The 17194-nt window shown below is 69.1% G+C and carries 17 protein-coding genes; 15 read left to right on the plus strand and 2 right to left on the minus strand.

Going from position 1 to position 17194, the window contains the following annotated elements; genetic code table 11:
- Window positions 1-58 precede the first annotated feature (58 nt).
- Window positions 59-2143, minus strand: a complete 2085-nt coding sequence (locus tag ACK4I0_RS04180) for a TonB-dependent receptor plug domain-containing protein (RefSeq protein ID WP_409608298.1) — start codon at window positions 2141-2143, stop codon at window positions 59-61.
- A gap of 162 nt (window positions 2144-2305) precedes the next feature.
- On the opposite strand from ACK4I0_RS04180, the gene ACK4I0_RS04185 reads away from it, so the two are divergent.
- From ACK4I0_RS04185 to folP, 10 genes are all read left to right on the plus strand, one after another.
- Window positions 2306-3289, plus strand: a complete 984-nt coding sequence (locus ACK4I0_RS04185; protein WP_409608300.1) for a TraB/GumN family protein — start codon at window positions 2306-2308, stop codon at window positions 3287-3289.
- An 81-nt stretch (window positions 3290-3370) separates the two neighbouring features.
- A complete protein-coding gene (gene tolQ / locus ACK4I0_RS04190; protein WP_409608302.1) occupies window positions 3371-4126 on the plus strand; it encodes a protein TolQ in 756 nt (251 codons plus the stop codon).
- Between the two features lie 3 nt (window positions 4127-4129).
- Entirely contained in the window at window positions 4130-4603 is a 474-nt protein-coding gene (locus tag ACK4I0_RS04195) for an ExbD/TolR family protein (RefSeq protein ID WP_409608304.1), read from the plus strand.
- Window positions 4604-4607: 4 nt separating this feature from the next.
- On the plus strand, window positions 4608-5438 hold the full coding sequence (locus ACK4I0_RS04200) for a hypothetical protein (RefSeq protein WP_409608306.1): 831 nt from the start codon (window positions 4608-4610) through the stop codon (window positions 5436-5438).
- Window positions 5439-5562: 124 nt separating this feature from the next.
- The gene (tolB, locus tag ACK4I0_RS04205) at window positions 5563-6930 is read left to right on the plus strand and encodes a Tol-Pal system beta propeller repeat protein TolB (protein WP_409608308.1); all 1368 of its coding nucleotides are present in this window, start codon (window positions 5563-5565) and stop codon (window positions 6928-6930) included.
- Between the two features lie 149 nt (window positions 6931-7079).
- A complete protein-coding gene (gene pal, locus ACK4I0_RS04210; RefSeq protein WP_409608310.1) occupies window positions 7080-7634 on the plus strand; it encodes a peptidoglycan-associated lipoprotein Pal in 555 nt (184 codons plus the stop codon).
- 115 nt (window positions 7635-7749) lie between these two features.
- The gene (locus ACK4I0_RS04215) at window positions 7750-8601 is read left to right on the plus strand and encodes a tol-pal system protein (protein WP_409608312.1); all 852 of its coding nucleotides are present in this window, start codon (window positions 7750-7752) and stop codon (window positions 8599-8601) included.
- Between the two features lie 80 nt (window positions 8602-8681).
- On the plus strand, window positions 8682-9875 hold the full coding sequence (gene tilS / locus ACK4I0_RS04220) for a tRNA lysidine(34) synthetase TilS (protein ID WP_409608458.1): 1194 nt from the start codon (window positions 8682-8684) through the stop codon (window positions 9873-9875).
- Window positions 9876-9931: 56 nt separating this feature from the next.
- Window positions 9932-11899 carry an ATP-dependent zinc metalloprotease FtsH gene (gene ftsH / locus ACK4I0_RS04225; RefSeq protein WP_409608314.1) on the plus strand — a complete coding sequence of 656 codons (1968 nt, stop codon included), beginning with the start codon at window positions 9932-9934 and terminating at the stop codon, window positions 11897-11899.
- Between the two features lie 4 nt (window positions 11900-11903).
- Window positions 11904-12737: a dihydropteroate synthase gene (gene folP / locus ACK4I0_RS04230; protein WP_409608316.1), complete on the plus strand. Its 834-nt coding sequence runs from the start codon at window positions 11904-11906 to the stop codon at window positions 12735-12737.
- A 24-nt stretch (window positions 12738-12761) separates the two neighbouring features.
- On the opposite strand, the gene ACK4I0_RS04235 is transcribed toward folP, so the two are convergent.
- Window positions 12762-12986, minus strand: a complete 225-nt coding sequence (locus tag ACK4I0_RS04235) for a DUF1579 family protein (protein ID WP_409608318.1) — start codon at window positions 12984-12986, stop codon at window positions 12762-12764.
- Window positions 12987-13258: 272 nt separating this feature from the next.
- Here ACK4I0_RS04235 and ACK4I0_RS04240 point away from each other — a divergent pair, with 272 nt between their 5' ends.
- The 5 genes from ACK4I0_RS04240 (at window position 13259) to kdpA (ending at window position 17188) form a co-directional block, all read left to right on the plus strand.
- Window positions 13259-13594, plus strand: a complete 336-nt coding sequence (locus tag ACK4I0_RS04240) for a DMT family transporter (RefSeq protein WP_409608320.1) — start codon at window positions 13259-13261, stop codon at window positions 13592-13594.
- Window positions 13591-14388, plus strand: coding sequence for a bifunctional hydroxymethylpyrimidine kinase/phosphomethylpyrimidine kinase (gene thiD, locus ACK4I0_RS04245; RefSeq protein WP_409608322.1), 798 nt, complete (start codon window positions 13591-13593; stop codon window positions 14386-14388). Before ACK4I0_RS04240 ends, thiD begins: the two co-directional genes overlap by 4 nt.
- Window positions 14385-14960, plus strand: a complete 576-nt coding sequence (locus ACK4I0_RS04250) for a nucleotidyltransferase family protein (protein ID WP_409608324.1) — start codon at window positions 14385-14387, stop codon at window positions 14958-14960. Before thiD ends, ACK4I0_RS04250 begins: the two co-directional genes overlap by 4 nt.
- Window positions 14961-15379: 419 nt before the next feature.
- A complete protein-coding gene (locus ACK4I0_RS04255) occupies window positions 15380-15466 on the plus strand; it encodes a potassium-transporting ATPase subunit F (protein ID WP_332640023.1) in 87 nt (28 codons plus the stop codon).
- Window positions 15467-15478: 12 nt separating this feature from the next.
- Window positions 15479-17188 carry a potassium-transporting ATPase subunit KdpA gene (gene kdpA, locus ACK4I0_RS04260; protein WP_409608326.1) on the plus strand — a complete coding sequence of 570 codons (1710 nt, stop codon included), beginning with the start codon at window positions 15479-15481 and terminating at the stop codon, window positions 17186-17188.
- Window positions 17189-17194: the final 6 nt, after the last annotated feature.

Raw genomic sequence — 17194 nt, forward strand, 5'->3', positions numbered from 1 at the left:
AAGCGGAAAGGGCCCCGGGAGCGATCCCGGGGCCTTTTTCTTCGAGGGGCCATCGTCCTCAGAACGTCTTGCGCACCCGGATCTGATAGAAGGTCCGCGGGTCGACGAAGCGGTTCTCGACGAAGGCGATCGGCCGCGTAGTGCGGTTGGCGTAGACCTCGCGCTCCTGCGAGAAGTCGTCCCACAGGTTCACCTGGCCGCGGATCGACAGGGTCGCGGTCGGCTTGTACTCGGCCCAGAGCTCCAGATAGTCGCGGCCGCGCCAGCTGGACTTGAAGTCCGGGTCGAAGCTGGCCTGGCCCAGCAGCGGGATGTAGGCGGCGCCGTACTGCAGCTTCCAGCTGTCGATGTCCTGCTGGAAGGTGATGACCGCCTGGGTCGGGCGCACGCCGGAGATCGGCCGCGCCTCGCCGATCGTCGGGTCGGTCACCTCGGTGCGGTTCCAGGTGTTGCGGAAGCCGAACTGGCCGCCCGAGACGCCCAGCTTGTCCAGCGGCACGGTGATGTTCAGCGCCAGCTGATCCAGAGTGCCGTCGCCGATGTTGCCGATGGCCGACAGGCCGCCGGGCAGGGGGATGACATCGATGGCGTCGCGGATCTCGTCATGGCGCAGGCCGACCGAGACGACGCCCTCGCCCCAGAAGCGGCGCTCGTAAATGACCTCGCTGACCCAGCGCTGCTCGGGTTTCAGGTCGATGTTGCCGCCCTGGACGTTCTCGTCCTGAAAGTCGGCTGATGCGGCGAAGTCGTCGAAGTCCAACTGGCCCAGCACGCGCTCGAAACGGAAGCGCAGCTGATTGTCGGCCATGGGCGTCCAGGTCACCAGCAGGCGCGGCTTGGCGTAGAAGAAGCTCTCTTCCTGATCGGCGTCGCCGGACTGGCTTATGGTCGAGGATTCCAGCCGCAGGCCGGCCTCGACATTCAGCTTGGGACTGACGCGCCAGCCTGACTTGGCGAAGATTTCGCCGCGCGTTTCCTCGACCTTAACCGTCGCGGACGGCAGGGGGATCGCCACGCCGCCGACCGTATAGGCCTGCTCGGTGTCGAGCATGTTGTAGGCGACCTCGCCTCCCAGCTCGAAGTTCAGGGTCGGCGACCGCTCGTATCGCACGAGGGCGCGGGCGATGCTTTCCGACGAGTCACCGATGGAGCGGAACACCTGTTCGGGGCTGTCGGTCGTTCCGATGCGTGTGCGCGAAACCGAGGTGGCGTCGAAGTCGCCGAACTGATGCATCAGCCGGGTCTCAAGCTTCAGATCGTCGCGCAGGGGGCGGGTGTAGACCACGCCGAACTCCCCGCCTGTCGAGTCCTGATCGCTCAGGTTTTCGCGACGCACGCCGGGCGCGGTCTGCAGATTGATCCCGTGCCAGTCGTTGCGGCCATACCGGGCGGTCAGATCGATTTTGCCGCCGGCGAAGGGGGTGGAGAAGTTTCCGCGCACCGACTGACCGCCGCCGTAGCCGTCGTTGTAGAAATCTTCGTCGCGCGTGACGGTCCCGTCGGGCGCGCGGCGGATCACGCGGCCCGCGCCGTTGGAGTCGCTCATCGACACCCCGTCCGACAGGGTCAGGCCATAGGTCCGTTCGCCCTCGCGGGCCGTGAACTGATAGGATCCGCCGAACAGATCCTGTCCGCCCTCGAACAGATTGGCGTTCCAGGTGACGATGTGCTGGCGGCTGGCGGTGGTCTTGAGCACCACGTTCACGACGACCGAATAGCCCTGCATGTCTATGCCCGGCGCGCCGCCGCGGATCAGCTCGATGCGATCCACCTGATTGGCCAGGGTGCGGCCCAGCACATTGGTGCCTGTGTCGCTCTTGGAGGCCGGCCGCGCGCCGTTGATCAGGATGTTTCCGACCGCGCCTTCGAAGCCACGCGCGCCCGAGCCGTTGTCGGCGGAGAAGCCGGGCACGCGGTTGACCATGTCCAGCGCGGTGTTGGGCCGCTGCTCGGCGAAGAAGTCAGGGGTGAAGACCAGGACCCCCTTGTCAGCGGCGTCCACCAGTGGCGAGGTGGAGGTCGGTCCGGTGGGGACAGGGGCCTGGGCGACCTGAGGTTCGGGACCGTCATTGCTGGTCTGGGCCAGGGCGGCGCTAGGAATGAGCAGCAGGGCCGTGCCGGCCAGCAGAATGGTCTTGGACATGGCGGTCCCTCCTCGTGTGGCGCGAAGGTGGCCGTGCGGCCCTGATCAAGCCAGTTACAAGGCGGCAAGGTGGATTAAACATTCGCCATGTATTACAGTGGTTTAAGATTACGCATCGGCAATGTTCGCGCCGCATTCCGGCCGCGATCCACGGGGGCTTCGATGATCCGACGAATGGTGGTGCTGGTCCTTGCGGCCGTGCTGATGCTGCCGGCGCACCCTGGGCGAACTCAGGACGCTGCGCCTGCGACCCAGGTCGAGGACATCATCGTCACCGCGCGGCGCTCGGGCGCGCCGATGTGGGAGATCACCCAGGACGACCGCACCCTGATCCTGGTCGGGGCCATCACGCCGCCGCGCGAACTTGAGTGGCGGCCCGACGCCCTGGAGGCGGCGACCCTGCGCGCCGACCGCATTTTGTTTCCTCAGCAGGGGCGCGCCTCTGCGGCGGACGTGCTGCGCCTGATCTGGCGCATCCGCACCATTTCCAACTTGCCGGCCGGAACGACGACCGCGGACTATCTCGAGCCCGAATGGCAGGCGCGGCTGGAGGCGGTCATGGCCAGTGAGCGCAGTCAGCGCTGGCGCACCACCAACTTCGTGCCGCTGAGCATCGACCTGCTGAACGACAAGGCGGGCTTTTCGCGCCGGACCAGCGCCGGACCCGACGACGTTGTGCGCCGCGCCGCGCGCCGGGCGCGCGTTCCGGTCACGCCGGTGGGCATAATCCGGGGCGACGAACTGATCGACGGCCTGATCAATGCGCCGCCGTCCACCTATGCGCCGTGCGTCAAGGCGGCCATCGTCGCCGCCGAGGGCGGTCCCGAGATGACCCTGGCCCGCGCCGAGGCCTGGCGGCGGTTCCGCGTCGCCGAGGTCGCGGCCTCGCCGATCGACGCGGCGCTGGACGTCTGCTGGCCCTGGGGCGACCCGGAGGTCGCGCCCCTGTTGCGCGGCCAGTGGGACGAGGCGTTGAACCAGGCGCTGACCCAGCCCGGCGTCACCCTGGCCGTGGCGCCGATCCGACTGCTGGCGCGGCCGGGCGGCGTGCTGGACGCCCTGGAGGCGCGCGGCCTCGAGATCGAGGGGCCGGAATGGCGTCCGATCACGCAACCGACAGGTGACGCGGCCGATTCAGGCGTCTAGACGGATTCCACGCCTTGAAATGGCCGCGCTCCGCCGCTCGAACGGGGCGACCCATCCTCTGATCCGCCGCAGGACCGCTGAATGACCGCGCCCGTCGACGCCTCGATGCTGAATCCGATCGAATTGTTCATGCATGCCGACTGGGTGGTGAAGGCGGTCATGATCGGCCTGGCCGTCGCCTCGGTCTGGTCGTGGACGGTCATCATCGACAAGGCCGTGCGCCTGACCCGGCTGAACCGCCAGGCCGACGCCTTCGAGGCCGATCTGAACTCGGGCCGTTCACTGGAAGACGTGGCGGCCCAGTCGGGCGCCGAGCCCGCCCACGCCCTGCCGCGGATGCTGAAGCTGGCCCTGGCCGAGTGGAAGGACACGCGTCAGCGCGGTCCGGTCGACGCCGATCAGGGAAGCCTTTTGGTCGCGCGCATCGACCGCTCGCTGAACAGCCTGATCTCACGCGAGGGCCAGCGGGTCGAGAACGGCCTGGGCGTGCTGTCGGTGGTCGCCACCTCGTCGCCCTTCATCGGCCTGTTCGGCACGGTCTGGGGCATCATGAACGCGTTCGACGCCATCGCCTCGGCCGGCAACACAAATCTGACCACCGTTGCGCCGGCGATCGCCGAGGCCTTGTTCGCCACCGCCATTGGCCTGGGCGCGGCGATCCCGGCCTATATCGCCTACAACAAGTTCTCGATCGACGCGGGCAAGTACGTCGGCCGGCTGGAAGCCTTCGCCGACGACCTGCAGGCGGCCGTGGCGCGCCGGCTGGCCTCGCCGTCCGCGCCGCCGCCTCCGCCGCCCCCGCCCTCGTCGGACTTCAGCCTGCGCCGGGGCGCCTGACCCATGGCCCTGGGCGGAGGAGGCGCGGCCGGCGGCTCGGGCCGCGGTCGTGGCCGCAGGCGGCGCGCGCCGCTGAGCGAGATCAACGTCACGCCCTTGGTGGACGTGATGCTGGTGCTGCTGATCATCTTCATGATCTCGGCGCCGCTGCTGACGGTCGGCGTGCCGGTCGAACTGCCCCAGACCGAGGCGTCCGCCGTCGAACAGACGCAGGAGCCGCTGTCGGTCTCCATCGATCAGAACGGCGCCATCTATGTCGACGACGCCGAGGCGGCCTGGGACCAGTTCGTGCCGCGTCTCCGAGCCCAGGGTGGTGACGGGGAGGGCGAGGCCACGGATCGGCCGGTCTACATCCGCGCCGACGGGCGCGCGCCCTATCAGGCGGTGGCCCGCGTCATGGCGCGCCTGTCGGCCTCGGGCTTCACCAAGCTGAACCTGATCACCGACACCGCGCCGGATGCGGCGAGCGGAGGCTGACCGCTTGCGTCGTCCCAGCCCCGCCGTCCTGGGATCCATCGCCCTGCACCTGGGGGTGGCTTCGCTCGCCCTGATTTCCTTCCCGCGCAGCGAGCCGCGTCCTCTGCCGTCGTCGGTGCCGGTCTCGATCGTCTCCGACATCGAGATCGCGGCCGCCGCGCCCGACAATCCTCAGGAGGAGCTGTCGCCCGACGACGGCGCCACGGCTCCGCCGCCGCCCGAGCCCGAGGTCACGCCTCCGCCGCCCGAACCGACTCCGCCGGCCCCGACGCCGCCCGCGCCCCGTCCGACACCGACACCGACACCCACGCCGCGCCCGCCCGAGAAAAAGCCGCCGACGCCCGCTCCGACGCCGCCTCGTCCGGCGCCGCCCACGCCGGCTCCTCCCACCAAGAGCCAGCCGACGCCGCCGCGTCCCGCCCCCCCGCGCCGCGAGGAAAGCCTCGACCTGGACGCCCTGGCCGGACCGCCGCGTCCCACCGGGACGACGGGCCGTCCCGCCGCCGGCCAGCAGGGCGCGGGCCAAGCGCCGCGCGCCACGGGGCCGCAGCTCAGCGCGCTCGCCTCGCAGGTGACGCCGCACTGGAACGTCAACTGCGAGATGCCCGGAGCAGACAACCTGACGATCCGCGTCACTGTCCGCCTGGCCGCCTCAGGTCAGATCGTCGGCAACCCGCGTCTGGAAGGGGCCCGCAGCGACGCCGCATGGCGCGCCGCGTCGGACTCCATGTTGCGAGCCCTGCGGGCCGCCGCCCCGTTCGATGTCCCGAGCGGCTTCGAAACCCAGGACGTACCCTTCCGCTTCGAGACCGCCCGTCAGTGCGGCAGTCGCTAGGGGCCCGGGCGGATAACGGGATCGTCATCACCGCCCGGATCGTTTCGTGGCTCAAGCCATCCCAATATGGCCTCAATCCCGGTCAAGCTGAGCGGATCGGGCCGAGACTTCCAAGGAGACCTTCATGCGTCTGACGCTTCTGCTGGCATCCGCCGCCGCCCTGGCCCTGACGTCGACGGCCAACGCCCAGACCGGCCAGCCTGTCCAAAGCGCGCCTGTTCAGGACGTTGTCGTGGACCAAGGCGTGCTGCGCCCCTTTCCGATCGCTGTCGCGCCCTTCAGCGGCGCGAACGGCGCGGACATCTCCAATGTGGTGTCAGGCAATCTGCGGCGCTCGGGCTATTTCGCGCCCCTGGATCCGCGCAGCTTCATCGAGACCAATCTGACCCTGGCCAATGCGCCGAACTTTCCGCAGTGGACGTCCATCGGCGCCCAGGCGGTTCTGTACGGCTCGGTCACCCCGCGCCCGGACGGCCGCAACGACGTGGGCTTCCGGCTGTATGACCCGTACCGGCAGTGCCAGCTGGTCAGCTATCAATTCACCGCCACGCCCGAGCAGTGGCGCCGCATCGCGCACAAGATTTCCGACGTCGTCTATCAGCGCATGACCGGCGAGAACGGCTTCTTCGACAGCCGCGTGATCTTCGTTTCGGAAAGCGGCACTCAGCTAAACCGCTTGTCGCGCCTGTCGATCGTGGATCAGGACGGTTTCAATCCCGTTTATCTGACGCCGGGTGACGAGGTCATCATGTCTCCGCGCTTCTCCGCCTCCAATCCCGACGAAGTGACCTATGTCGGATTGGGGCGCGACTACAGCCGCATCTATCTTCGCAATCTGACTACCGGGCGGACCGAAAATCTGGGTCAGTTCGACGGCCAGGTGCTGGCGCCGCGCTTCTCCAACGACGGCTCCAGAATCGCCTTCTCGATCATCCGGGGCGGCAACACCGACGTCTATGTGATGAACCTGCGCACGCGCCAGCTGTCGCGGTTGACCAGCGATCCGGGCATCGACACCTCGCCGTCGTTCAGCGCCGACGGCTCTCAGATCGTCTTCACCTCCGATCGCGGCGGCTCGGCCCGTCTTTACGTCATGAGCGCCGACGGACGCGGCCAGCGTCCAATCTCGCGCGGCGGCGGCATCTACACCGCCCCCGCGTGGAGCCCGCGCGGCGACCTGATCGCCTTCACCAAGCAACAGGGCGGACGTTTCCACATCGGCGTGATGCGGCCCGACGGCTCGGGCGAACGCATCCTGTCATCGTCCTATTTCGAGGAAGGCCCGTCGTGGGCCCCGAACGGCCGCTACATCATGTTCGCGCGCCAGACGCGCGGCGGCGACACCCGTCTGTGGACCGTCGATCTGTCGGGCCGCGTGGTGGCCCAGGCCGGCTATGACGGGCGCGGTTCAGACCCGGCCTGGTCCCCGCTTCTGGACACGCCGCCGGCGACGCTGGGCCTGGGTCAGGGGCCTGATTCCTGCCCGTCGTAGCGCGGTTTGGGTAATACGCGGTCACGAGCGGAGCCTTATCGCTCAACTGTGCGTTACCCCGGCTGGCGCGACGCCGTGCCCGCCGCTAGCAGCAGCTTCAAGGCAAAGCTTGGGGCAGAGGCCCCGGACCAGATTTAGGAGACGCCCAGATGAACACCCGCACCCTCGTCAACCTGGCCGCCGTGGGCGTGATCGCCGTGGCCGTCACCGCCTGCACGCCGCGGCGTCCCGTCGATACGGTCGTGCCCGACACCGCCCCGCCAGCCACGGGTCCGGCTTATCCGACGGCCCCGACCGGTCCGGTTTCGGGCGGCAATGTCGGCGCCGCCGTGCCAGGCTCCGAGCAGGACTTCATCGTCAACGTCGGCGACCGCGTCTACTTCGACCTGGACAGCTATGACGTGAAGTCGGACGCCTATCCGCGCCTGGACGCCCAGGCTCAGTGGCTGCAGCGCTATCCGAACGTGCGCATCCGCATTGAAGGCAACGCCGACGAACGCGGCACCCGCGAATACAACCTGGCTCTGGGCGCCCGCCGCGCCGAGTCGGTGCGCAACTATCTGGTGGACCGCGGCATCCCGGCGGCCCGCATCGACACCATCAGCTTCGGCAAGGAGCGCCCGATCGCCGAAGGTTCGAACGACGACGCCTGGGCCCGCAACCGCAACGCCCACACCGCCATCGTCTCCGGCGCCCAGCGCTGATTTCGACACGGTGAGACATCAGGCCGGCCGGGGTTTTCCCGGCCGGCCTTTTCATGTGTGAAGACCCCGCGCCCGCGCCTTGCGGCCGCCGCAGATTGGTGGGACCGTCCGCCCCATGACGACCAAGACCCTTCTTCCCCGCTCGCGCCGCGCGCGTCTGATCCTGGCCGCCGGCGGCGTCGCCCTGACGCTGGGCGCCGGCTTCGCCGTGGCTCAGACCCAGCCGATGCAGCCGGTCCAGTGGGACAACCGCCGCCTGGATCAGCTGGACCGGAATGTGCGTCGCCTGGAACGCGCCCTGACCCAGCGCAACGCCGCCGGCCAGCCGGTGCTGGTCGAGCCCGATCCCGAGGTCATCGCTCTGCAGGACCGCCTGGCCAACATGGATCGGCGGCTGCGCGACCTGGAGCAGACCTTCCAGCGGGTGAACAGCGATTCAGAGCGCCTGACCTTCCAAGCCGACGAGGCCACGCGCGACAACACCGCCCTGCGCACCCGGCTTCAGGACGCCGAGGCCCGCATCCAGAAGCTGGAAGCCGACGCCGAGCTGAATGCGCCGATCACGGCCAACTCGGCCACCAACGACCCGGCCCAGGATCTGGCCGCGGCCGCCCGCCTGGCCGCCGGCGATCCGGTGCGGGGCGCCCGCGCCCTGGAGACCGTCATCGTCACCTGGCCTGACACGCCCCAGGCGCGCGAGGCCAACTCGCGGCTGGGCGACCTGCGCGTCTCGACGGGCGATCGGCCGGGCGCGGTCCAGGCCTACGCCGCCGCCCTGCGCGGCTGGCCGCGCGTCGCCTGGGCGGGCGAGACGACGCTGAAGCTGGCCGACAATCTGGTCATGACCGATCAGAAGCCGCAGGCCTGCGCGGCGCTGGCCGAGTTCGGTCGTCGCTACGCCGAGGGCGCGGCCGCCACTCTGCGCACCCGCGCTACCCAGATCCGCAGCCGCGCGGACTGCAGCTGAGCAACCTCGACGCCCTGACCGGCCGCGTTCACGCGCGGCTGGATCGGAGCCTGGATGCTCAGGCTGATCGGCCCGTCGGCCTGGCCCTTTCGGGCGGCGGGGACTCCCTGGCCCTGCTCGCCATGACCTCCGACTGGGCGCGTCGGCGCGGCCGCGCCCTGCTGGCTCTGACCGTCGATCACGGGCTGAATTCCGACAGCCGCGACTGGACCCGTCGCGCCGGAGATCAGGCGAGGGCGCTCGGCGCCGACTGGCGCGGCCTGGCCTGGACCGGCCCCAAGCCGACCGCCGGCCTGCCGGCCGCCGCGCGACAGGCGCGACACGCCTTGATCGGCGACGCAGCGCGCGAGGCAGGCGCGAGGGTCATCCTGTTCGCCCACACCCGAGAGGATGCGGCCGAGGCCGACTGGATGCGCGCGCGGGGCACGCCCATCGGCCGGCTGCGCGACGCCGCGCCGTCTCCGGCCTGGCCCGAGGGGCGCGGCCTGATGCTGCTTCGGCCCCTGCTGGAAGAGCGTCGCGCCGATCTGCGCGGCCTGTTGCACGCCCGGGGCCTGGACTGGATCGAAGACCCCGCAAACGCCGACGCCCACTTCGCCCGCCCTCGCGCCCGCGCGGCTCTGAAGGGCGAGGAGCCCCTCCTGCCTCAATCACCCGCATTGGACTGGGCACCGCCCGACCAACCGCTGGCCGACGCGGGGGTGCTGACCCTGCCCCGAACCGCGCCTCTGGCCGCCTTCGCCGCCGCCGTCGCCTGCGTGGCGGGGGTTCGGACCACGCCGCGCGGTCGGGTGCTGGAACGGCTCAGGCGCCGCCTGGCTGAACCGGCTGACGCCGTCGCGACCCTGTCGGGCGCCCGGCTGGAGCTGGACGGCGGCGAGGTGCGCGTCCTGCGTCAGATGCGCAGCCGCGACCCGCAGGCCGTGGCGCCCGTCCCACTTTCGTCGGGTGCGCCGCAGGTCTGGGACGGGCGGTTCGAGATTGAAAGCGAAGAGCAAGGCCTCCGCGTCGCGCCCGCCTTCGGCCGGTTGGCGAGGCTGAGTGCCGCGGATCGGGCTTGGCTGTCCCGCCTCCCAGTCCAGGCGCGCTCGGCGTTTCCAGTGCTTCTGGCCGATGACGACGCGTCCGTTCTGGCCTTCCGCCGGGCGCGGATGAGGGGGCTCGTCGGCCCCCGGTTCGGCCTCTGGGCACGCTCAGTCGGAGGCGAAACGCCGCACGAGGCCGAGCTGGCCCAAGCCGTGCATGGCGCGACGCCTTGGAACCACCTATTTTGAACGCGACGCTTTCCTGATCGACGCCGCTGGTCGGCGCCGGACCACCGAGGATCCGAATGAACCTGCGCAATCTCGCCTTTGGCGCGCTGATGCTGATGGGCCTTCTGGCCGTCTACGCCATGATGTCTCAGGGCGGCCCGGCCGGCATGCCCGGCAAGGCCGGCTCGGCCGGCCGTCCCGAAACGATCACCTACTCCCAGCTGGTGCGCCAGACCGAGGCGGGCGAGGTCAAGTCGGCCGTGGTCAAGGGCGACCAGGTGACCGGCGAGTACAAGAATGAGACCAAGTTCACCGCCACCACCCCCTATCCGAACGAGGAGCTGGTCTCCTCAATGCTGGCCAATGGCGTCGAGGTCGACGCCAAGACCTCGCGGGCGCCGTGGTGGTCGGGCATCCTTGGCCTGCTGTTGCCGGTCGTCCTGATCATCGGCTTCTGGCTCTTCATCATGAACCGGATGCAGGGCGGGGCGAAGGGCGCCATGGGCTTCGGCAAGTCCAAGGCCAAGCTGCTGACCGAGCACAAGAGCCGCAAGACCTTCGACGACGTCGCCGGCGTGGACGAGGCCAAGGAAGAGCTGACCGAAGTGGTCGAGTTCCTGAAGGACCCCGGCAAGTTCCAGCGCCTGGGCGGCAAGATTCCCAAGGGCGCCCTGCTGGTCGGCCCTCCCGGCACCGGCAAGACGCTGCTGGCGCGCGCCGTCGCGGGCGAGGCGGGCGTTCCGTTTTTCTCCATCTCGGGTTCGGACTTCGTGGAGATGTTCGTCGGCGTCGGCGCCAGCCGCGTGCGCGACATGTTCGAGCAGGGCAAGAAGAACGCGCCCTGCATCATCTTCATCGACGAAATCGACGCCGTCGGCCGTCACCGCGGCGCCGGCCTGGGCGGCGGCAATGACGAGCGCGAGCAGACGCTGAACCAGCTTCTGGTCGAGATGGACGGCTTCGAGGCGTCCGAGAACATCATCCTGATCGCCGCCACCAACCGTCCCGACGTGCTGGACCCGGCCCTGCTGCGCCCTGGCCGGTTCGACCGCCAGGTGGTGGTGCCCAACCCCGACGTCTCGGGCCGCGAGCACATTCTGCGCGTCCACATGAAGGACGTGCCGCTGGGGCCGGACGTCAATGTGCGCACCATCGCGCGTGGCACACCAGGCTTCTCCGGCGCCGATCTTGCCAACCTGGTCAATGAAGCGGCCCTGACGGCGGCCCGTAAGGACCGCAAGATGGTCACCCAGCGCGACTTCGAGGACGCCAAGGACAAGGTCCTGATGGGCTCCGAGCGCAAGTCCATGGCGATGAACGAGGAAGAAAAGCGTCTGACCGCCTATCACGAGGCTGGCCACGCCATCGTCGCCATGAACGTCAAGATGGCCGACCCGGTGCACAAGGCGACCATCGTGCCGCGCGGCCGCGCCCTCGGCATGGTCATGCAGCTGCCCGAGGGCGACCGCTATTCGATGAAGTACCAGCAGATGATCGACCGAATCGCCATCATGGCCGGCGGCCGCGTCGCCGAAGAGATCATCTTCGGGCCGGAGAACATCACCTCGGGCGCCAGTTCCGACATCGAACAGGCGACCAAGCTGGCCCGCGCGATGGTCACCCGCTGGGGCTTCTCCGAGAAGCTGGGCACTGTCGCCTATGGTGAGAACCAGGAAGAGGTTTTCCTGGGCCATTCGGTGGCGCGCAGCCAGAACGTCTCGGAAGAGACCGCCCGCATTATCGACGAAGAGGTCAAGCGCATCGTCAACTCGGGCTGGGCCGAGGCCCGCAAGATCTTGACCGAAAAGGCCGAGGACCACGAGAAGCTGTCCCAGGCGCTGCTGGAATACGAGACCCTGTCGGGCGAAGAGATCAAGGACCTGCTGGAAAAGGGCGTCGCTCCCAACCGCGACGAGAGCAACTTCCCCAACGCCGGCCCCTCGGTTTCGGTGCCGGTCACGCCGGTGTCGGATGGGACCGAAGTCGAGCCTTCGCAGGCCGGCGCGCCCGCCGCGCCGACCACCAGCGTGCCGACGGTCCACTGACCTCATGCCGGGTTCCGGCGGCCGGCCCCTGGTCATGGGCATCGTCAACGTCACGCCGGACAGTTTTTCGGACGGCGGGCGGCTGACGACGGCCGAGGCGGCGATCGCTCATGGGCTGAAGCTGGTCGAACAGGGCGCCGACTGGCTGGACGTGGGAGGCGAAAGCACCCGGCCGCGCGCGACGCCGGTGGCCGAAGCCGAAGAGCTGGCGCGGGTCATGCCGGTGATCCAGGGCCTGGTCGCGCGCTGGGACGGGCCGATCAGCATCGACACGCTGAAACCCGGCGTCGCGCGCGCGGCCGTCGGCGCCGGCGCATCCATGTGGAACGACGTCTCGGCCCTGAACAGTTCGCCCGACAGCCTGGCGACGGCGGCCGAACTGGGCTGCGCCGTCTGCCTGATGCACATGAAGGGCGAGCCGCGCACCATGCAGGACGCGCCCGCCTATGAAGACGTGCTCGCCGAGGTCATCGACGCCCTGGCCGCGCGCGCCGAGGCGGCAATGGCGGCGGGGGTGGCGCGGTCGGCGATCTGGCTGGATCCGGGCCTGGGCTTCGGCAAGACGGCGGCCCATAATTTGGCCCTGACAGCGCATCTGGATCGGCTCGCGGCCCTTGGCTTTCCGGTGCTGTACGGCGCCAGCCGCAAGCGCACGATCCAGGCCGTCGATCCGACCGCGACCGACCCGCTGGACCGTCTGGGCGGTTCGCTGGTCCTGGCGCTGGAGGCCTCGCGACGCGGCGCGGCCATGGTTCGCGTCCATGACGTGCGCGAGACGGTGCAGGCCCTGACCCTTCAGGTGGCGCTCAACCAGCCGGCTGCTCCAGACCGCTCCTGACCCATCGAGGATGTGCGCCCGCGCTCAGGGCGTGCGCCGATAAACGGTGCGGCTGAAGTCGCGCCAGCTTCCATCCGCCTCTCGCACGCGCCCAACCGAGCGGCGCTCGTCGTGACTGACGATCTCGAACACGTCGTCGTACTCGGCCTGACCTCCCTTGCCCTCCATGTCGGGCCCGCGGCTTCGCAGATGCAGTCGGCCGTCCGCTTCGACAGCGCCGTCATAGGTCCAAAGCTGGGGATGAGCCAATGGACGAAGTCCCCCGTGATCCGTCCTGTCTCAGGGTCATGCGCCAGCTGGAAACGGTAGCCCTCGCCCTCGATCACGATCCAGGCGTCCCGCTTCGTCACGCTTTCGCGCCCGGTCTGGACTTGCCCCGGGTCGTCAGGAACCGCGCGCCCTTCGAAGGTCCAGGTTCCGACCATCTGCTCCAGCCAGTCTGCCATCCGATGCTCTCCGTCACAGTCTCACGACAGCATACAGCCGCTTGCTCCTTCGGCCCAAAGCCCGCATCAGGGGTCATGATCGCCATCAATCCGTGGATCGCCCTGGTCATCGCCGGCCTGCTGGAAGTCGGCTGGGCCTCTGGCTTCAAATTTGTGGGTCCGCAGCGGCCCGTGACCTCGCTGGTCGTGATCGCCGCCATGGGCTTGAGCTTCTGGTTCCTGTGGATGGCGACCCAGCGCATTCCGATCGGCACCGCCTACGCCATCTGGACCGGCATCGGGGCGGTGGGCGCGGCGACCGTCGGCATGGCGATCTACAACGAGCCGGCGACGGCGCTGCGCATCGTCTGCATCGTCCTGATCGTCGCCGGGATCGTGGGACTGAAGCTGTTCTCGGCGGCCCATCCATGAGCGATTTCAAGGGACGCGTGCTGATCCTGGCCGGCTCGGACTCGGGCGGCGGCGCAGGGATCCAGGCCGACATCAAGGCGGTGACAATGCTGGGCGGCTTCGCGGCGACGGCGATCACGGCCGTCACCGTCCAGAACACCCTGGGCGTCCACGGCGTGCACCCCCTGCCCATCGAACTGATCCGCGCCCAGGCCGAGGCGGTGCTGGACGACATCGGCGCCGATGCGCTCAAGACAGGCATGCTGGGGTCGGTCGAGGTGGTTGAGACCGTGGCCGCCCTGATCGACCAGGCCGAGGCGCCCGCCGTGGTCGACCCCGTCATGGTGGCCAAGGGCGGCGCGGCCCTGCTGCCGGACCAGGCCGTCGCGGCGGTGAAGGCGCTGATGATCCCGCGCGCCGCCCTTCTGACCCCCAATGCGCCGGAGGCCGAGGCCCTGACCGGCCTGACCGTGGCCGACCTGGACGGCCAGCGGCGCGCCGGCGAGGCCCTGCTCGAACTCGGCGCGCGCGCCGTGCTGATGAAGGGCGGACATGTGCCGGGCGAGCGGCTGATCGACGTGCTGATGACCCCAGACGGCGAGACCCTGTTCGAGGGCGAGCGGGTCGAGACGCGCCACACCCACGGGACCGGCTGCACATTGGCCAGTGCGTGCGCGGCCGGCCTGGCCAAAGGCCTGCCCCTGCCCATCGCTGTGGCCGAGGCCTGGGCCTATGTCGCCGAGGCCATCCGCCGCGCGCCCGGCCTGGGCGGCGGCCACGGCCCCCTGGACCACGCCTGGCCCGTGCGCCGATGAGCGACCTCGAGCGCCGACTTGTCGAGATCGTCCGCGCGGATCCCGACCTGATGACCGTGCTGACGGATGTGCGCGACCTGAACCTGCCGGACTGGCGGCTGTTCTCGGGCGCCGTCTATCAGTCAGTCTGGAACGCCCTGACCGGGCGTCCGGCGGGCTATGGCGTCAAGGACTTCGACCTGGGCTACTTTGATCCCGACACCTCGTGGGACACCGAGGACGGCATCATCCGTCGCGTCGCCGCCGCCTTCGAGCCGCCGCTGCGTGACCGTGTCGAGGTCAGGAACCAAGCCCGCGTCCCCCTTTGGTTTCCGCAGAAGTTCGGCGAACCCTATCCGCCGATCCACGGCACGGACGAGGCGCTGGAGCGGTTCGTGGCGCCGTGTTTCGCCGTGGCGGTGCGGCTGGAGGCCGACGACGGCGTCAGCGTCGCAGCGCCCTTCGGGCTGGAGGATGTCTTCGCCCTAACAATCCAACCCAATCCGAACCGTCCGCTGGCGAAGGACTGGGATCGCATTATCGACCGCGCCCGAACACGCTGGCCCGAACTGACGGTGGTCGGCGTCGATTAAAGGTGGTGCGGGCGGTCGGGCTCGAACCGACACTCCTTTCGGAACCGGATTTTGAGTCCGGAGGCTTGTCAAGGAATTCAGGCTCTTACTTAGCGAGCGGCGCTGTCGAGGCGCTCGTGGCATTTTCTCGCGTGTCCGCTGCTGACACATCGAAGACGTTCGGAAGGTCTGCTTGGAGCACGGCGACGGGCGGACGCTCCTGGAGCTGAGGGGCTTATCCAGTGCGCCGTCGTCTCCCTTACGCCGACCTTATGCCAAGCGGCCCAATTCCGATGGCCCGCTTACGGGCTTGAGGCGTCTTCTGTGGCTCTGAACTGAGCTGGAGGTGTCGGCATGGCCGATCTTATTTTTCTGGCGATCGGCGGCGGGGCGTTTGTCGCCTTCGCCGTTCTCGCCGCTGTCCTGAAGCGGGTGTGACGATGCTGGTCGCCATACTCTGGGGCGTCGGCGCGGTCGTCGTCGCCGTCTACATGGTCGCGGCGCTGCTGCGCCCCGAGCGGTTCTAGGGAGCCGCCGCCATGAACATTCAAGGAGGGGCGGAGATCGCCCTGACGATCGGTCTGGCCGCCCTGATCGGCTGGCCGATCGGCCTCTACATGTCGCGCGTCTGGAACGGCGAGCGGACCTGGCTCGACCCGGTGATGAAGCCGGTTGAAGGGCTGTTCTACCGCGCTGCCGGCGTGAACCCGGCGCACAGCCAGGGTTGGCTCGGCTATGCGGGCGCGCTGCTGGCGTTCAACGCTGCCGGTTTCGTTCTGCTCTTTGCCCTGCTGCGCTTGCAGGGCGTGCTGCCCATCAACCCCCAGGACTTCGGCGGCCTGACGCCGGATCAGGCGTTCAACGTCGCCGTCAGCTTCGTCACCAACACCAACTGGCAGTCCTACGGCGGCGAGACGACGATGTCGCACTTCAGCCAGATGGCGGGCCTGACGGTGCAGAACTTTCTGTCGGCCGCGACCGGCGCGACCATCGCGGCGGCGCTGGCGCGCGCCTTCGTCGCCAATCGCGGCGAGGGGGTCGGCAACTTCTGGGCCGACATGACACGGACGACGCTCTGGGTGCTTCTGCCCCTGTCGGTGGTCCTCGCGATCGTCCTGGTCGGTCTGGGCGTGACCCAGACGCTGGACGCCTCCGCGACCGCGACGGGACTGGAGGGCGGATCGCAGACGCTGTCGCTGGCGCCCACCGCCAGCCAGCTGGCGATCAAGCAGCTCGGCATCAACGGCGGCGGCATCTTCAACGTCAACTCGGCCCATCCGTTCGAGAACCCGACGCCGCTGACCAATCTGATCACCGCCATCTCGATCAATGTGCTCGGCTGGGCCGCCTTCTTCGCCTTCGGCCGCAGCGTGCTGGCCCGGAAAGACGTGCGGGCGCTCGCCGTCGCGGCCCTGGTCCTGCTCAGCCTCTCGGGTGCGGCGATGTATGCGATCGAGACCCAACCAGCGCCGGCGCTCGTCGCGGCCGGGGTCGATGCCTCCGCCAACATGGAAGGCAAGGAAGTCCGCTTCGGCGTCCCGGCCTCGGTCGCCTGGGCGACCATGACCACCGGGGCCTCGAACGGCTCGGTCAACTCCATGCACGCCAGCTACATGCCGCTGGGCGGCGGGCTGCAGATTTTCCTGATGCAACTCGGCGAAATCCTGCCCGGCGGGGTCGGGTCCGGGATCGCCGTCATGGTGGTTATGGCCCTGCTGGCGGTCTTTGTCGCCGGGCTGATGGTCGGGCGGACACCGGAGTATCTGGGCAAGAAGATTGAGGCCCGCGAAATCCAGTATGCCATGGTGGCGGTCCTGGTCCTGCCTCTGGCCATTCTCGGCTTCTCGGCCGTGGCGGCGGTTCTTCCGACGGCGCTGGAAGGTCTGCTGAACGACGGGCCGCACGGCCTGTCGGAGATCCTCTACGGCTACACCTCGGCGGCCGCCAATAACGGCTCGGCCTTCGCCGGCCTGACTGCGAACTCGCCGTGGTGGAACACGACCCAGGGTCTGGGGATGCTGTTCGGCCGGTTCGTGCCCGCCATCGCCGTGCTGGCCATCGCCGGCAGCCTGGTCGTCAAGCCCAAGCTGGCGCCCAGCACCGGCACGCTGCCGACCCACGGGCCGCTGTTCATCGGGCTGGTGATCGGCGTCATCCTCATCCTCGGCGGGTTGCAGTTCTTCCCCGCCCTCGCCCTTGGCCCCCTCGTCGAGCACTTCCAGGTGCTGGACGTGGTGGCCGGGCTCTGATCCGGG

Origin of the sequence: Brevundimonas sp. (genome assembly GCF_046295775.1) — a bacterium.
In the GTDB taxonomy this organism is placed as follows: Bacteria; Pseudomonadota; Alphaproteobacteria; order Caulobacterales; family Caulobacteraceae; genus Brevundimonas.

Bases quoted from the DNA above. Each gene is read 5' to 3' on its own strand.
- ACK4I0_RS04180 (WP_409608298.1), bottom strand. From the start codon at position 2,143: ATGTCCAAGACCATTCTGCTGGCCGGCACGGCCCTGCTGCTCATTCCT.
- ACK4I0_RS04185 (WP_409608300.1), top strand. From the start codon at position 2,306: ATGATCCGACGAATGGTGGTGCTGGTCCTTGCGGCCGTGCTGATGCTG.
- tolQ (WP_409608302.1), top strand. From the start codon at position 3,371: ATGACCGCGCCCGTCGACGCCTCGATGCTGAATCCGATCGAATTGTTC.
- ACK4I0_RS04195 (WP_409608304.1), top strand. From the start codon at position 4,130: ATGGCCCTGGGCGGAGGAGGCGCGGCCGGCGGCTCGGGCCGCGGTCGT.
- tolB (WP_409608308.1), top strand. From the start codon at position 5,563: ATGCGTCTGACGCTTCTGCTGGCATCCGCCGCCGCCCTGGCCCTGACG.
- pal (WP_409608310.1), top strand. From the start codon at position 7,080: ATGAACACCCGCACCCTCGTCAACCTGGCCGCCGTGGGCGTGATCGCC.
- ACK4I0_RS04215 (WP_409608312.1), top strand. From the start codon at position 7,750: ATGACGACCAAGACCCTTCTTCCCCGCTCGCGCCGCGCGCGTCTGATC.
- ftsH (WP_409608314.1), top strand. From the start codon at position 9,932: ATGAACCTGCGCAATCTCGCCTTTGGCGCGCTGATGCTGATGGGCCTT.
- folP (WP_409608316.1), top strand. From the start codon at position 11,904: ATGCCGGGTTCCGGCGGCCGGCCCCTGGTCATGGGCATCGTCAACGTC.
- ACK4I0_RS04240 (WP_409608320.1), top strand. From the start codon at position 13,259: ATGATCGCCATCAATCCGTGGATCGCCCTGGTCATCGCCGGCCTGCTG.
- thiD (WP_409608322.1), top strand. From the start codon at position 13,591: ATGAGCGATTTCAAGGGACGCGTGCTGATCCTGGCCGGCTCGGACTCG.
- ACK4I0_RS04250 (WP_409608324.1), top strand. From the start codon at position 14,385: ATGAGCGACCTCGAGCGCCGACTTGTCGAGATCGTCCGCGCGGATCCC.
- ACK4I0_RS04255 (WP_332640023.1), top strand. From the start codon at position 15,380: ATGCTGGTCGCCATACTCTGGGGCGTCGGCGCGGTCGTCGTCGCCGTC.
- kdpA (WP_409608326.1), top strand. From the start codon at position 15,479: ATGAACATTCAAGGAGGGGCGGAGATCGCCCTGACGATCGGTCTGGCC.